A 16,275-nucleotide genomic window follows, 5' to 3' on the forward strand; every position below is an offset into this window, starting at 1 on the left:
ACCCCTCGATGGTTGAAGTCTCTTTTGAGCACAAAGATGATGATATCTCTGTGCTGGAATTGAACGTGAAACTGCCAGACGAAGAAAAGTAATCCTTATGATAAAAGAGCCTGCAAAATTGCAGGCTCTTTCTCTTTACTAACCAATTTTACTCAACCAATTTGTTGAGCCGTTCACCGAGAATAGGTAAGCGCCAGCTCTGCATCACATCCGGCAATTGCGCGGGATCTCTCTCTTTCTTCCACACCCAACTCAATAGCTGGTTGAGCTGTTTTTTAGAGGCTAAAAATTCAGTCGCTAAACCCGTGGTTTGAGACACTGATTTAACTTCATCTTTCAACCGTTTAAACAACTGTTTATAGCCGGGATAGTCCATCAAAGGGTCGATTTTAGGTGGGTATTGATCAGCCGGAGTCTGCTGGCCCGCTTTCACCAATGCAATGATTTTGGTACTGTGACGTTGAATCGATCTCGGATCGGCCCCTTCATCAATCATACGGCTTGCACTCGTCAATCCCAAACGAGCGATAGTCAGCAAATCTGTCTCTTTGACCACAAAATTGAGCGCCAAATCACGGCGTACCGCCTCTTCGTAGCGCCAAGTAGCTAAGGGTTTGAGAATCGCTAATTCTTGCGGTGTTAGTTGCCATGCCCCTTTGATATCCAAATAGGCCAAATCGGGATTAGTCTGTTTAATGCGTTTGACGCTCAATAGTTCAGATTCTTGCTGCGCCGCTTGCCACCAGCCCGCCTGCGTCACTTTATCGAGTAATTTCTCGTAAATCGGCAGCAAATAAAACACATCGGCGGCAGCGTAATCCAACTGCTTTTGCGATAAAGGCCTTGCTAACCAATCAGTACGCGATTCACTTTTATCAATTTCAATCCCTAAGAATTCATTGACCAATGCGGCAAATCCGGTAGACAGTCCATGACCGAGAAAGGCCGCCATTACTTGTGTGTCGACCATTGGAAAAGGTGTGCAGCCAAATGCATTATGAAACACTTCGAGATCTTCACCACACGCATGCAGCACTTTGAGCACGGAGGTGTCTTGCAGTAGCTCGACAAAAGGGGCCATGTCATCAAAGGCAAGTGGGTCGATTAAAGAGAGGTTTTCACCATCATAAAGCTGGATCAATCCGAGCTGTGGGTAAAAGGTACGCACTCGGACAAACTCGGTATCGAGCATCACCACATCGGCATCTCGCGCGGCAAGGCATACACGTTGTAGGTCGTTAGGCTGGGTAATTATTTGGTAGTTCACTAATGGCTCACTTTGGGCAACCCTACTAGAGGGGACATAAAAATGCCGACGGTTTGAGTCGGCATTCTAGCACTATTTTTTCATACTGACTTGATGCTTAGGCACGTTTTGTTTGTTCAATTGCCGCATCATTTTCTTCACGAAGTACGCGGCGTAAAATTTTACCCACATTACTTTTTGGTAAATCTTCCCTAAACTCAATCAACTTAGGCACTTTATAGCCAGTCAAATGTTTACGGCAATGGGCAATGATTTCATCTTTGGTTAAGCTCGGATCACGCTTAACCACATAAATCTTGACGATTTCACCAGACACTTCATGAGGCTGGCCGATAGCGGCCACTTCTAATACTTTGCCATGCAGTGCAACCACATCTTCAATCTCATTAGGATAGACGTTGAATCCAGAGACTAAAATCATGTCTTTTTTGCGATCGACAATATAGACCATTCCTTGCTCATCAAACTTGACGATATCGCCTGTAGAGAGCCAACCATCGGCATCAATCACTTCTTTCGTCGCTTCCGGTCTTTGCCAATAACCTTGCATCACTTGTGGGCCACGCACTTGCAACTCACCGACTTGATCATAAGCCAACACTTTGCCTTCATCATCAACGATACGCACTTCGGTTGAAGGTACGGGTAAACCAATTGCTCCCGAATAATCACTTAAATCATAAGGATTACCTGTCACCAGTGGTGCACATTCAGTCAAACCGTAACCTTCAAGCAGGTGGATACCCGTCACTTTTTTCCACTGATCGGCCACCGCGCGCTGTACCGCCATACCACCACCAACAGAAAGCTTAAGATTTTTGAAATCAAGTTCATGGAAATCTTCGTTGTTGACCAACGCATTAAACAGCGTATTCACCCCCGTAATGGCAGTAAATGGGTACTTTTGCAGCTCTTTGACAAAGCCTGGAATATCGCGTGGATTAGTAATCAATAGGTTACGCCCACCCATTTCGACGAACAGTAAACAGTTTACGGTCAGTGCAAATACGTGATAAAGCGGTAATGCCGTCACAACCAGTTCGCGGCCTTCGGCCAATACTGGGCCATATGCCCCTTTTGCTTGGAGCACATTCGCAATCATGTTGCGGTGGGTCAGAATTGCCCCTTTTGCCACACCGGTTGTACCACCGGTATATTGCAAAAATGCAATGTCGTCGCCAGACATAAAAGGCTTCACATACTGTAAACGGCGACCTTTGTGCAACGCCTTACGCATGGAAATGGCACCTGGTAAGTCATATTTTGGCACCATCCCTTTCACATATTTCACAACGAAATCAACCAACGTCCCTTTTGCTCTAGGTAACATCTGTCCAAGGCTGGTCAATACCACATGTTTTACCGAGGTATTTTCAACAATTTGCTCTAAGGTATTGGCAAAATTCGAGACGATGACGATCGCCTTTGCATCGGCGTCATTCAGTTGATGTTCAAGCTCTCGCGGGGTGTACAACGGGTTAACATTCACCGCAATCAACCCAGCTCGTAATACGCCAAATAACGCGACCGGATACTGCAATAGGTTAGGCATCATTAAGGCGACACGATCACCTTTTTTCAGCTTTAGCTCATTTTGCAAATAGGCGGCAAATGCTCGGCTGCGCTCTTCCAGTTTACGAAAAGTCATGACCGAACCCATATTCATAAAGGCTGGTTGATCGGCATATTTATGAACCGATTGCTCAAACATTTCGACCAAAGAGAGGTACTGATCAGGGTTGATGAATTCAGGTACGTCAGTTGGATAGCGTGAAAGCCAAGGTTTCTCCACGGTAATACTCCTCGTTATTGGCGGCTGCTCTACGGCGATATTTTTATGTGCGCTATTACAGCACAGCCAAAGCGCTTGAGCACGAAACACTCAAACACTTGTTTAAATTTTGTTAACTAAGCCAAAAATTAGTTCAGCGACTTGCGAAGGTTGCTCAAGATGGCAATGATGACCACCAGAAATAGTGAACATCTCTTGCCGATCATCGGCGAAATAGCCTCGAGCGGCTCGTAACTCAGAAAAACCGTGTGTACCGAGAATCACACGTTGTGGGCATTGGATGTGCGCCATTATGTGCTGAGCATGCTCATACGACATGCGATACAAGGAATCGCTGTTTAACTGTGGGTCATGACGCCAATACCACTCGTTATTGCGCCGCTCAACCCCTCGAATAACGATGGGTTGGATCAAGGCTGCTTCTAACTGGTTGACTTCGGCTCGGCGAGCAACAGCGTATTCTAAATTCGGTAACCTACGACGAGGCTTACGCCGGATCCGCTGGCGGCTGAGTACGCCATTGCGCAGCCTGGCCACACTCTCTAGTGGCGATTCAGCCAATGGAGCCATTCCTTCGATTTGAACTAATCCTGCGACTTGCTCAGGAAAGGCGGCACTATAGCAACTTGCGATTAAAGCACCAAGGGAATGCCCTACGATCACTAACCTGTTTGGCGATAAGTTGAGCAAAAATGAGTAAATATCATCAATATAGTCATGAAATGGGTAAAAATGACCGTCGGCTTTATGGCTTGAAAGGCCATGTCCCGGTAAATCGATTGCGCAAAGGTGTAACTGTGGATTAAGGTGACTTAACGCTTTGATAACGGTAAGAAAACTGGATGAATTATCTAACCAACCATGCAAAAAAACGACCGATAAGTCGGCCGTTTGTGCGTTTCCCAACTCTTGAGTCGCAATCATTCCTTGCGCAAGAGAGTACTGTTTTTGTTGCATCGCTATTTCACTTCTTGTACCACGCGCCCTTCACGAGCACCAATGTACATTTGACGACAATATAAGCTGTGGCAAGGGTACATATAAGTACCGAGATCATTCACGACCACTCTTTCTTCAACTCGCCACAAATGTAGCCCTTTTACGGCCATGGTTGGGAAAGTGTATTCAAACTCACCTACTTTGGCTTTTTCTGGAGCAAGGCTAGTTCCCACTAGCGTCACCAAACGATCTTTCGCATAAGCCACTGGGTCAACAAACCCGTCAACATAGCCAACAAAACGCCCTTGCGGTTCGCGGTCGATATCCGGTCGGCCTGATGAGCTAATCGGCAAATTGACTATTTCAATCCGTGTTTTATCCGCCAAATTAGTCACACTGGCGATGACGCCGCCCAGCCGGACTTCATCTTGCTCATTGGTTGGCGTATTGACCCAAGTGGCGTAATCGGAGATCACGGCATCACTACTGGCACGAAGATCATCCGGTAAGCTTGAGCATGCACCAAGCAGCAATGTGGACGATAACAATAGTAGCGTTTTAGAAGTGGAAAAAGATCGCATCATAATGACCTTGTTGGATTAGATGTAGATATCGACTCCAAGCAGTTGAGCAAGTTCCTCTTTTTTTGCTTGGTTCATCACGTCCATGTACTCTTCCATTGCCTTTCTTGATCGGCCTTCAGGAAGATCGTATTCCAGATTAGCCCGATGAATCTCTGATGGATCGACATGACGAATTGAATGAGAAACAGCATTCGCCACCTTAGTAGGTTGGCCTACTCCGGTTTTGGCATCGCCTTTCTTTACCCCATTGTTCTTATTTGCGCGATTAGCCCTATTGCTACCGGGCACTATCGCAGGAGGTAAACCATTAATTGAAACCATACTGTTCCTATTCAATTAGAGCAAGACGAATGCAACGCCTTGCCTTTCACTGATTATTCTCGGCCCGGTAACTTCTTCCAAGCCACGTTATCACGCAGGTAAACAGGGCTCGACTCTTCCACCGTTAGCGTGTTTCCTTTGACAAACTCGTACTGAGCAAGAAACACCATATCCTGTGCATCTGGGTACAATACTTCCCCCATTTGACACGAGATAGGCAACGTATCTAACTCTTCTTTATAAGCCGCCCAACCCGTTCCAGCGCAGCCCCAAGTGATGCTGTCAGCTTTGATTTGCTCAGCAAGAATATTAGGAGCAATGACGCACTCTGCATCTATCTCTTGCCAAGAGCCATCTTCTTGACGTGTATAACGACCCCAGTAAATCTCACTCATTCTGGCGTCAATTGCACACGCCACCTGCTGGTAACCCTGTAAACGATAGCTGCCTTGCGCCATCGCTGCCAGGGTCGAAATACCTATCATAGGTAAATCAGCACCGAATGCTAAACCTTGTGCAATTCCAATGCCAATCCGTACTCCGGTAAAACTGCCCGGACCACGGCCAAAGGCTAGCGCGTCTAGTTCCTGTAAGGTGATGCCCGCTTCTTTTAGGACGGAATCCACCATGGGTAGAATCTTCTTGGTGTGATCGCGAGGGGCAACTTCACTGCGAACGTACAGTTTGCCGTTCATCATTAAAGCAACAGAACAGTTCTCTGTTGCTGTGTCTAAGGCAAGGATCTTTGCGCTCATTACTGTCTCTAATTGTTGTTAATAGTTACGGGTGTCGTGACTGAAATTTGACTTAAGAAATCTTTTACTTTGTCCAAATCCCGCGTACGTGGAATGGGCGGTAAACTGGCAAGAAATAGCCCACCGTAGTCACGGGTGACTAAACGGTTATCACAAATGATCAGTACACCTTTGTCATGTTTATCGCGGATCAAACGCCCGACCCCTTGTTTCAAGGTGATGACGGCATCGGGTAGTTGTACTTGCGCAAATGGATCTCCACCGCGCATTCGGCAATCTTCAATTCGCGCTTTCAGCAGCGGATCATCCGGTGCGGTAAATGGAAGTTTGTCGATAATAACACAGCTTAATGCGTCACCTCTAACATCTATCCCTTCCCAAAACGCCCCTGTCGCGACCAATAAGGCATTACCTAATTCCATAAATTCGGCCAACGTTTTTTGTTTACTCGTCTCCCCTTGCATCAGCACTGGCACGGTTAACACTTCTCGAAAACGTTCACCTAACTCGCGCATCATGCTGTGGGAAGTACATAAAAAGAAGCAGCGGCCTTGGTTTTGCTCAATCACTGGCGACAAAATACGCACCAATTTATCGGCAAGGCCTGGGCTATTGGGTTCAGGTAAATAGCGTGGTACACACAGCCGCGCCTGCTGCTGATAGTCAAACGGGCTTGGTAATGAAAACTGAGCTTGGGGCTTTAGTCCTAAACGCTGAGTGAAATGGCTAAAATCGTCGTTTACGGCCAAAGTTGCGGAGGTGAAAATCCATGCGCCCTGCTTTTGTTGCACCTGTTCGTGAAATTTATCGGCCACCGAAAGTGGGGTGATGTGTAAACTAAAATGACGCGGCGTGGTGTCATACCAATAGGAATAACCGGTAATAGAGACATCACACACTCGATCAATTCGTCCTTTGATTAAGTTGGCGCGCTCAAATGCGGTATCCAATAACTGGCTGCGACCTAACGCGAGTTTTAACACATCGATAGCAAAATCTAAGCTGTCTCGCAAACGCGCTAATTCTCGCGAAATCGATGGTGAAGCTAACGCCTCACGCCAGTTGCCTCGAAAACTGGGTTCACCCAACACAATGCGTAAATCCATCGCTGACTGTAGCAGTTTATCGCCCACTTTCTGCAATTGGCGCATATCTTTTGCTTCAGTGCGATAGCCGATTTCAATATCTTTCGCCAGCTCTTGGACTTGGCGACTGGAGACTGATTGACCAAAATATTGGCTGGCGATATCCGGTAACTGATGCGCTTCGTCGAAGATAAAGACCTCGGCTTCGGGGATCAACTCACCAAACCCGGTTTCTTTGATCGCCAGATCGGCTAGAAAAAGGTGATGGTTGACCACGACAACGTCGGCATCCATCGCCTTTTTGCGCGCTTTAGAGACAAAACAGTCGACGTAACTTGGGCACTCTTTGCCAAGGCAATTGTCGTTGGTTGAGGTGATGCTTGGAATGACTGCACTGTCTTCAGGCAACTCTTCACATTCGCCTAAATCACCACTTTTGGTTTCCGATGACCAACGACGCACTTTCACCAATTGAGTCAATAGCTGTGGATCAGATTGGTTGGTGTGGCTTTCCACCATTTGGCGGCTTAGCCTATCAAGGCACAGATAGTTTGCTCGGCCTTTTAATAGCGCAACATTGCCATAGAAACCGAGCGCATCAATCATCAAGGGTAAATCACGATGAAAAAGCTGCTCTTGTAGGTTTTTAGAACCCGTACTGATAATGACTTTTTTACCACTGAGCAGCGCAGGCACCAGATACGCAAAGGTTTTGCCTGTACCAGTCCCTGCTTCAACCACTAATTGCGATTGTTGGGCAATCGCCTTAGCGACCGCTTCAGCCATGTCAATTTGCGCTTGTCGAGCTTGAAAACCGGCAATGGCCTTGCCTAATGCGCCTTGTGAAGAGAAGGTTTTTGCAATCATCAAAAAGTGGAGGTAAGTGTTCGTTGCGGGGCATTATGTCAGGTTTGATGAGCTGGCGCGAATCCAAGTGCAACCCGCGCCAGTTAGGTGTGTTCTATTTGCGATTGAGGTAACGAGATAACCAAGCTGGTCCTTCGTACCCATTCTCCGTTTGGGTCATTGCTTTTGCCGCCTCGGCGGGTGACGCTCGGTTCTCCCACATGTCTTCCAAAATGATTTCGTCAATTTGATGGTCTCCCATCAATGCACTCACTCTTTCCATATACAGCTTTCGTGCGAGGAGTTCTCTATCCATAAATACCGCCTTAAGACACTCTGTGAGGAAGAAAATTAGTAAAAGCCTAACGGTGAACCCGTTTATATATTGAAACCAACTTAATAATAGATTAATTATAGCCCTTATATTGCGGGGCGCCTCACCGTTCACACGCTCACGAATTAGTTTTTAGAACGAAAAAAATCATGCACGGAAGTAATTAATAATGGAAAGAAAAACACTGCTCACTCATTGTAGTGATGCGCCCGGACTTATCTCTAAAATCACGAACATTTGTTATAAACATCAACTCAATATTATTCATAACAATGAGTATGTTGATAACATCAGTGGTCACTTTTTTATGCGTACTGAATTGGAAGGCTACTTTAACGACACCACCCTTCTAGCCGACCTTGACCAAGCCTTGCCTGCACATGCAAAGCGTAAACTGATTGATTCTTCGCGCAAACGCATCGTTATTTTGGTGACTAAAGAAGCACATTGCTTGGGCGATATTTTGATTAAGAATTATGATGGCAGCTTGGATGTCGATATTGCTGCAGTGATTGGCAATTACGATACGCTGCAAAATCTGACCGAAAAGTTTGATATCCCGTATCACCATGTTTCTCATGAAGGGCTAAACCGCGAGGAACATGAGCAGAAATTGTTGGAAGTGCTGGACCAATATCACGCCGACTATTTGGTCCTCGCCAAATACATGCGGGTACTCACTCCTGGTTTTGTCGATAAGTACCATCACAAAATTATTAATATTCACCACAGCTTTTTACCGGCATTCATTGGTGCAAAACCTTACCAGCAAGCGTACGAGCGCGGTGTGAAAATCATTGGTGCGACGGCGCACTTTGTCACCAATGATTTAGATGAAGGCCCGATTATTAAACAAGATGTGATCCCTGTTGATCACACATTCAGCGCGCAAAACATGGCGCAAGCTGGACGGGATGTTGAGAAAAATGTGCTGAGTAAAGCCTTGAACAAAGTCATCAACGATCACGTTTTTGTTTATGGCAACAAAACGGTCATTTTATAGCAAAGCCAAGACTGTTCTTCACGAACGTAGCAAAGACAAAAGGCGCGATTTGCGCCTTTTGTTGTTTTACGATTGCTGGCTGATCACTGCAAGCGATAACACCACCACCTAGCTTGGACCACAGATTATAACTTGATCGCCAGCTCTACCCCCTGACGAATCGCACGCACAGCATCAAGCTCACCAGCATAATCGGCACCACCAATCACATGCATCTTCTCACCCAATGATGCCCATTTATCTTCAAAAGGACGTACCGATTCTTGCCCGGCACAAATCACAATTTTGTCGGCGTCTAACAGCAAAGGATTACCGTCAAGCGTGATATGTAAACCGTCAGCGGCAATTTTTTCATAACCGACACCACCCAGTAGATTCACTCCACGCTTTTCTAAGGTGCGTTTATGGATCCAACCTGTGGTCTTACCGGGGCCTTTACCTACACGCCCTTTTCTACGCTGCAATAGCCACACCGTTTTCTCACTCATACAATCGGGAAATGGGTACAAACCTCCGGGATAAGCAATCTCTTTATCGATGCCCCAATCATGCAGCCAATCATCAAGCGTATGCTCTGTCGGCTCAGTCAACATAGTGGCGACGTCGACACCAATTCCACCAGCACCAACAATCGCGACTTTTTCACCAACGGGTGTTTTTTCACGGATCAGCGTTTGGTAATCCACCACCTTTTCTAGGTTATCAATACCATCAATTTTTACTTTTCTCGGCTCGACACCCGACGCCATCACTACTTCATCGTACGGTTCGAGCATCTCAAAATTGACGTCAGTATCTAAATGCAGATGCACACCGGTTTGATCAATACGATTTGCAAAGTAGCGAATGGTTTCTCGAAACTCTTCTTTGCCGGGAATTTGCATCGCCAAACGGAACTGGCCACCAATGCGATCATTTTTTTCAAACAGATCAACATGATGCCCACGCTCAGCCAAGGTAGTCGCGCAAGCAAGCCCCGCAGGACCTGCGCCAATCACCGCCATTTTTTTCGGCTGAGCCGCAGGGCGAATAACCATTTCCGTTTCATAGCAGGCCCGCGGGTTAACGAGGCAACTGGCCCGTTTACCTTTAAATACGTTATCTAAACAGGCTTGGTTACAGCCGATACACGTATTGATCAGCGCGGCTTTTCCTTGCTCGGCTTTGGCAACAAATTCTGGATCGGCAAGAAACGGACGCGCCATCGACACCATATCCGCTTGACCCGTTGCTAATATTTTTTCTGCTTCTTCTGGAGTGTTGATGCGATTACAGGTCACGACGGGCACAGAAAGATGTGGGCGGATTTTTTCCGTTACCCAAGTAAAAGCAGCACGTGGTACTTGAGTCGCTATCGTTGGAACGCGCGCTTCATGCCAACCGATGCCTGTATTGATAATGGTCACGCCAGCTTGTTCAAGTGCCTTAGCGAGCATTAAAACCTCTTCAAAAGTGCTGCCCTCTTCGACTAAATCCAGCATTGAAAGACGGAAAATGATGATGAACTCTTTACCAACCACTGCGCGAATCGCTTTCACTATCTCAATGGGTAAACGGATACGATTTTCGTAACTACCGCCCCAATCGTCGTAACGCATGTTGGTACGTTTACAGATAAATTGGTTGATCAAATACCCTTCCGAGCCCATCACTTCCACACCATCGTATCCTGCAAGGTGAGCTAATTCAGCACTACTGGCAAAGGCATCAATGGTTTTTTTTATCTGACGGGCACTCATTTCACTCGGTGCAAAACGCGCAATAGGTGCTTTAATCGCCGAAGCACTTTGAGCAAAAGGGTGCATTGCGTATCGGCCTGCGTGCAGCAATTGCAAGGCGATTTTTCCACCTTGGCGATGCACTGCCTCAGTTACAACTTGGTGTGCACGCGCATGTTTTGCCTTGCTAAATTCGGCACTGAAAGGGTGAAGTCGACCGCGCAAATTAGGCGAAAACCCGCCCGTCACAATCAGCCCAACCCCACCTTTTGCACGCTCTTCATAAAAAGCGGCCAGCTTATGGAGCCCTTCCTTGTGCTCTTCTAATCCCGTGTGCATTGATCCCATCAATACACGGTTGCGTAACTGAGTAAATCCTAAATCCAAAGGCTCTAACAGATGTGGGTACATGGCGACTTCACTTTTATAATTATGCGTTATGGTCTGACCAGAATATTATTGCCCACAAAAAAAATCAAACAAGTGTTTACATTTTTGTAACACCGATCAATCTTGCGGTTGTTTGGGTATACTAGATCACGTAGGATGTAAGCCATTAATATCTCAAGGTTAATCCCTTGATTCATTTAAACACGCTTGCGAATAGCCGCAGTGGAGAAACAATGAAATCACTATTTCGATTTATCGGTTTGATATTTAAAGGTTTTTGGAAAATCATTACCTTTATTCGTTTAGCCTTAACCAACCTGTTCTTTTTGCTCAGTATTGCACTGATTTATTTCTTGTATGTGCATGCCGATTCTCCCCTGCCTACCATAGAAAAAGAGTCCGCATTAGTAATGAACTTATCGGGACCGATTGTTGAACAGAGTTCTTACATCAATCCGATGGATTCAATGACTGGTTCATTTTTTGGCAAAGACTTGCCCAAAGAAAATGTATTATTTGATGTGGTAGAGACCATTCGCCATGCGAAAGACGATACGAAAATCACAGGCCTTGTGCTCGCTCTCGGAGAAATGCCTGAAACCAACCTCACTAAGCTACGTTACATTGCTAAAGCGCTCAATGAATTTAAAGCCACGGGCAAACCCATCTACGCAGTGGGAGATTTCTATAATCAAAGCCAATATTATTTGGCAAGCTACGCCGATAAAGTCTATTTGGCACCGGACGGCGCCGTGATGCTGAAAGGCTACAGTGCCTATTCGATGTACTACAAAACTTTGCTGGAAAAGCTGGATGTCAATACGCACGTTTTCCGTGTCGGTACTTATAAATCAGCCATTGAGCCATTTATTCGTGACGATATGTCCGACGCGGCAAAAGAGTCCGCCTCTCGCTGGTTAACGCAGTTGTGGGGAGCGTACGTTGATGACGTAGCGACCAACCGTAAGATTGACGGGAAAACGTTAAACCCATCAATGGATGAATTTCTGACGCAATTAAAAGCGAGTGAGGGTGATCTCGCTGCTTTATCATTAAAATTAGGGTTAGTGGATGAATTAGCCACTCGCCAACAAATGCGCCTATCGCTCGCCGAAACATTTGGCAGCAATGGAGAAGATAGCTACAACGCCGTAGGTTACTACGAATATCAAGCCACCATTAGGCCACAGTTTAACGCTGATATGGACGATGTAGCCGTGATTGTTGCTAGTGGTACCATCATGGATGGAGATCACCCACGAGGCACAGTCGGTGGTGATACCACCGCCGCATTACTTCGCCAAGCGCGTAACGATGATAAAGTCAAAGCCGTCGTATTGCGTGTGGACAGCCCTGGAGGCAGCGCCTTTGCCTCCGAAGTTATTCGTAATGAAATTCAAGCGTTAAAAGACGCAGGCAAACCGGTTGTCGTCTCAATGTCGAGCCTTGCAGCATCTGGCGGTTATTGGATTTCAATGAGTGCAGATAAAATTGTCGCGCAGCCAACCACGTTAACCGGTTCAATTGGTATTTTTAGTGTCATCACCACATTCGAAAAAGGACTCAATAAATTGGGGGTTTATACCGATGGCGTAGGAACCTCACCTTTTTCTGGTGTCGGTGTCACCACAGGGCTAACAAAAGGCGTGGCCGACGCACTGCAACTGGGCATTAACCATGGTTACCAGCGTTTCATCAGTTTGGTGGGAGAGAACCGTGGCCTTTCATTGGCACAAGTCGATCAGGTCGCGCAAGGCCGCGTATGGACAGGACAAGATGCGATGGATCATGGTTTAGTCGATCAAATGGGTGACTTTGATGATGCCATTAAGCTCGCAGCACAACTGGCAAAATTAGAGACCTACAATATTTATTGGGTAGAAGAACCCCTTTCACCCGCTGAGCAGTTCTTGCAAGACATCATGAATCAAGTGCAAGTTCGCTTCGGTTTTGATGTATCAACACTAGTGCCAGCGTCGCTGCAACCTGTAGCAAAACAATGGGTGCAAGATGCCAGCTTACTCAACCATTTTAATGATCCGAAAGGGCAATATGCATTCTGCCTAAACTGCCAAGTTCAGTAGCAATATCAATCTGTAATGACTAAAAACCATTGGGGCGCTTTGTGTTGAGCGCCCCTTTTTATATTAAGTGAATACGCTATAATCCCCCGCTCTGTTCCCCTACACGAGTGATTTCTAGCTATGGCAAGAAAACATATCTACATCGCCTACACTGGCGGTACTATCGGCATGCTAAAATCCGACCATGGTTATGTCCCTATTGCGGGCTTCATGGAAAAACAACTCGCAAGTATGCCTGAATTTCAGCGCCCTGAAATGCCTGAGTTCACCATTCATGAATATGACCCTCTGATTGACTCCTCAGACATGACGCCTGAAGATTGGCAACAAATCGCCAACGATATTCGAGATAATTATGATAAATACGATGGCTTTGTGATTTTACATGGTACGGATACCATGGCTTACACGGCATCGGCACTCTCTTTCATGCTGGAAAACTTGGGTAAACCCGTCATTGTGACAGGCTCACAAATTCCGTTGGCCGAATTGCGCTCTGACGGACAAGCGAATTTACTTAATGCGTTGCACATCGCCGCTAATTACCCCATCAATGAAGTGACGTTATTCTTCAATAATCAGTTGATGCGGGGTAACCGCAGTGTCAAATCACACGCCGATGGTTTTAATGCGTTTACCTCGCCGAACCTTCCTCCGCTGTTAGAAGCTGGGATCAATATTCAAATCAGCAGTAACGTTAAAGTTGGTGAACAGCCGCAAGGAGCCTTCCGAGTCCATAACATTACACCACAACCGATCGGTGTGATTACCATGTACCCTGGCATCTCTCACGAAGTGATCCGCAATACCTTATTACAGCCAGTCAACGCGATGATTTTGCTGACTTTTGGTGTGGGAAATGCACCTCAAAATGCGCAACTATTAGCGCATTTAAAAGAAGCCTCAGAACGTGGCGTCATCGTCATGAACTTAACTCAGTGCTTAGCAGGTAAAGTCAACATGGGCGGTTACGCGACAGGCTGTGCTCTTGCAGAAGCAGGCGTGATCAGCGGCTACGACATGACACCCGAAGCCGCTTTAGCCAAGCTTCACTATTTACTGAGCCAGAATCTTTCTTATGAAGAAGTGAAGCAGAAAATGCAGGAAGTATTACGTGGTGAAATGAGCTTATAGCTTTAAACACCCACAATTTATTTTCCCCTCATTAACAAAATCCCCAACTCAATGAATTGGGGATTTTTGTATTCTGTACAAGTCAAATAGACTCATTCGTGGTTTGGATTGACTCGAACAATATCGTCTTGTCCGTTTTGAAAGCGCTTTTTAAGCTCATTTTTTGACTTAAAACTGATTTCTCCACCAGCGGCAACTGTCATATGGTCCGCTTCTACATTATGCTTAGATTGATACAACATCACAGCTTGCATGCATGAATCTCGCTGTGTTTGTGAAAGTGGTGTACCTTCAGGCCACTTACCCGTTTCAACAGCGTGCATTAATCGCTTGTAAGCTTCGGGGGTGATGGCGTTAATGAGTTGATCGGCATCCATGGTCTATCCTTAATTAACGAATTCGTCACAAACATAACTTGCCATGATATTGAGTCAAGACAAGCCCAATAAATAAGTGTATTTGATCACAAGCTAATATTATGAATTTGATAAAAGTGCCCATGATTCTCAGCCTATCACTTCTTATAAGTGGCTGCTTTGAGAATAACAGAGATACCGACAAGCTATGTGCCGATAATCCTAATTTGCGCTGTGAAAGGCTCAATATAAATGATGGGCAATGTAGAGTTCCACGCACGGACCTCATCTGGCATCGATTTGAAGTACTTAAAAATCCAAGCGATAGCAACAAGATTAAAGAATACGGATTAGTTCAAGCTTATCGAAAATGTCTCGAGCTCGCTTCACAAATTCAAGCTATTGATCAAACGGAACTCAAACAACGTCGATTTTCAGCACTCGTCAATACAGGGAAAGATTTAGAGCAGATTGAAAAAGAGCTTCAGTCATCCAGCTCCGCGGAAACCTTATACTTTCTCTGGAGTCAGATTGGTGATAAAAGTGCACAAAGAAAATTCTTACAACGTGAAGGTAAACCCGAGCTAGATACAGCAGAAATGCAATACGCTCTCGCTACTTTTTATGTTCAACGGGATCGAGAAAAAGCAATCTATTTGCTCCATCGAACCTTAGAACTCAGCCCAAAAGACAGTATCAATCTTGATGCTATCAAATCTCTTGCCAGTACCAACCAAATTCTCAAACAGAAAGAAAAAGCTTACATTTGGGCGATGGTAGGAAAAACATTCAATGTGCCGGTCGCTTCAGAAACTGAACTCAAATTGCTGTATGGGTTTGATCAAGAAAAATTTGATGCGCTCGACGATATCGCCGAAAAAATCGTTGACGCGATCAAAAATGGACAGTTTAAACCAGAGCTCATTCCTCTCGACTTTGCCAACTAACAAAATGTAATCATAAAACAAAGAGCGGTGATAAGTTCACCGCTTTTTCACTTTTTGTTGAAAATTAACGACACTGAATTGACACAAAATCGTTCACCTGTTGTTTGAGGTCCATCAGGAAAAACATGCCCTAGATGGCTATCACACACCGCACAACGGATCTCAGTTCGAATCATTCCATGCGTTAAATCTTCAAGATAGCGGATTGCAGTATCATTGATCGGTGCATCAAAACTTGGCCAACCACACCCCGAATCATACTTATTGTTGGAGACAAATAACGGGCTGCTGCAACAGGTACACGCGTACACACCTGTGTCACGATTATGTAATAACTTGCCACTAAACGGGGCTTCTGTACCGCGTTGACGGCAAACATAAAACTCATCATCCGTTAGTCTTTCACGCCAGTATTCATCAGGCTTAACATTATTCTCAATCTTCGATTTCACTTACAAAACTTCCCTTCTTCTCAATATTGAACTGGTACTTTTTATGCCAAAAACTTGCATACTCCACTCTTTGTAGCACATACTTTCTCACCATGAAATGGTAGGTATGTAATTTCTAACTGCCTTAGAAGGCTAAAGTATTTTACGCCAACTGAAAGTAAACAGAAGCGGTATAAAGTTTAAAATTTAATCACTTACGATTAATTGTGAAAAAAAGCGACGCTTTTTTTTGACTTTAAACAAGTTAAGTCCGATTATCTGTTGCAGA

At 45.5% G+C, this 16,275-nt stretch carries 15 protein-coding genes and 1 pseudogene; 5 read left to right on the forward strand and 11 right to left on the reverse strand.

Annotated features, from left to right (window positions below):
- A pseudogene (gene minE / locus B9J87_RS05055) lies at positions 1-92 on the forward strand (cell division topological specificity factor MinE); the annotation flags it as partial.
- Between the two features lie 56 nt (positions 93-148).
- Here minE and rnd read toward each other — a convergent pair.
- The 8 genes from rnd to B9J87_RS05095 all read right to left on the reverse strand — a co-directional run bounded on the left by rnd (position 149) and on the right by B9J87_RS05095 (position 7,905).
- Positions 149-1,267, reverse strand: coding sequence for a ribonuclease D (gene rnd / locus B9J87_RS05060; RefSeq protein WP_094124457.1), 1,119 nt, complete (start codon positions 1,265-1,267; stop codon positions 149-151).
- 97 nt (positions 1,268-1,364) lie between these two features.
- Positions 1,365-3,059 carry a long-chain-fatty-acid--CoA ligase FadD gene (gene fadD, locus B9J87_RS05065; protein WP_026028639.1) on the reverse strand — a complete coding sequence of 565 codons (1,695 nt, stop codon included), beginning with the start codon at positions 3,057-3,059 and terminating at the stop codon, positions 1,365-1,367.
- A gap of 102 nt (positions 3,060-3,161) precedes the next feature.
- Positions 3,162-4,016: an alpha/beta fold hydrolase gene (locus B9J87_RS05070; RefSeq protein WP_094149611.1), complete on the reverse strand. Its 855-nt coding sequence runs from the start codon at positions 4,014-4,016 to the stop codon at positions 3,162-3,164.
- Positions 4,017-4,018: 2 nt separating this feature from the next.
- Positions 4,019-4,582, reverse strand: a complete 564-nt coding sequence (locus B9J87_RS05075; protein ID WP_088728748.1) for a Slp family lipoprotein — start codon at positions 4,580-4,582, stop codon at positions 4,019-4,021.
- Between the two features lie 15 nt (positions 4,583-4,597).
- On the reverse strand, positions 4,598-4,903 hold the full coding sequence (locus tag B9J87_RS05080) for a hypothetical protein (protein ID WP_026028052.1): 306 nt from the start codon (positions 4,901-4,903) through the stop codon (positions 4,598-4,600).
- Positions 4,904-4,956: 53 nt separating this feature from the next.
- Positions 4,957-5,658 carry a tRNA (adenosine(37)-N6)-threonylcarbamoyltransferase complex dimerization subunit type 1 TsaB gene (gene tsaB / locus B9J87_RS05085; RefSeq protein WP_017044573.1) on the reverse strand — a complete coding sequence of 234 codons (702 nt, stop codon included), beginning with the start codon at positions 5,656-5,658 and terminating at the stop codon, positions 4,957-4,959.
- A gap of 8 nt (positions 5,659-5,666) precedes the next feature.
- Entirely contained in the window at positions 5,667-7,610 is a 1,944-nt protein-coding gene (locus B9J87_RS05090) for an ATP-dependent DNA helicase (protein ID WP_094149613.1), read from the reverse strand.
- 94 nt (positions 7,611-7,704) lie between these two features.
- The gene (locus B9J87_RS05095; protein WP_013857222.1) at positions 7,705-7,905 is read right to left on the reverse strand and encodes a hypothetical protein; all 201 of its coding nucleotides are present in this window, start codon (positions 7,903-7,905) and stop codon (positions 7,705-7,707) included.
- A 187-nt stretch (positions 7,906-8,092) separates the two neighbouring features.
- Here B9J87_RS05095 and purU point away from each other — a divergent pair, with 187 nt between their 5' ends.
- Positions 8,093-8,926 carry a formyltetrahydrofolate deformylase gene (gene purU, locus B9J87_RS05100; protein ID WP_010317194.1) on the forward strand — a complete coding sequence of 278 codons (834 nt, stop codon included), beginning with the start codon at positions 8,093-8,095 and terminating at the stop codon, positions 8,924-8,926.
- Positions 8,927-9,051: 125 nt separating this feature from the next.
- Here the strand turns inward: purU and B9J87_RS05105 are convergent, their stop codons facing one another.
- Positions 9,052-11,055 carry an NADPH-dependent 2,4-dienoyl-CoA reductase gene (locus tag B9J87_RS05105; RefSeq protein WP_019282282.1) on the reverse strand — a complete coding sequence of 668 codons (2,004 nt, stop codon included), beginning with the start codon at positions 11,053-11,055 and terminating at the stop codon, positions 9,052-9,054.
- A 212-nt stretch (positions 11,056-11,267) separates the two neighbouring features.
- On the opposite strand from B9J87_RS05105, the gene sppA reads away from it, so the two are divergent.
- Positions 11,268-13,118: a signal peptide peptidase SppA gene (gene sppA / locus B9J87_RS05110; RefSeq protein WP_094149615.1), complete on the forward strand. Its 1,851-nt coding sequence runs from the start codon at positions 11,268-11,270 to the stop codon at positions 13,116-13,118.
- A gap of 120 nt (positions 13,119-13,238) precedes the next feature.
- Positions 13,239-14,252, forward strand: coding sequence for an asparaginase (ansA, locus tag B9J87_RS05115; RefSeq protein WP_017044568.1), 1,014 nt, complete (start codon positions 13,239-13,241; stop codon positions 14,250-14,252).
- A gap of 92 nt (positions 14,253-14,344) precedes the next feature.
- Here ansA and B9J87_RS05120 read toward each other — a convergent pair whose 3' ends face one another.
- Complete coding sequence (locus tag B9J87_RS05120) at positions 14,345-14,629, reverse strand: YeaC family protein (protein WP_013857226.1); 285 nt, start codon at positions 14,627-14,629, stop codon at positions 14,345-14,347.
- A gap of 101 nt (positions 14,630-14,730) precedes the next feature.
- Here B9J87_RS05120 and B9J87_RS05125 point away from each other — a divergent pair, with 101 nt between their 5' ends.
- Complete coding sequence (locus B9J87_RS05125) at positions 14,731-15,555, forward strand: DUF2989 domain-containing protein (RefSeq protein ID WP_094149617.1); 825 nt, start codon at positions 14,731-14,733, stop codon at positions 15,553-15,555.
- Between the two features lie 47 nt (positions 15,556-15,602).
- Here the strand turns inward: B9J87_RS05125 and msrB are convergent, their stop codons facing one another.
- Entirely contained in the window at positions 15,603-16,007 is a 405-nt protein-coding gene (gene msrB / locus B9J87_RS05130; protein ID WP_013857228.1) for a peptide-methionine (R)-S-oxide reductase MsrB, read from the reverse strand.
- Between the last annotated feature and the right edge of the window lie 268 nt (positions 16,008-16,275).

This window comes from Vibrio sp. V19_P1S1T109 (assembly GCF_002241375.1).
GTDB classification, from domain to species: domain Bacteria; phylum Pseudomonadota; class Gammaproteobacteria; order Enterobacterales; family Vibrionaceae; genus Vibrio; species Vibrio anguillarum.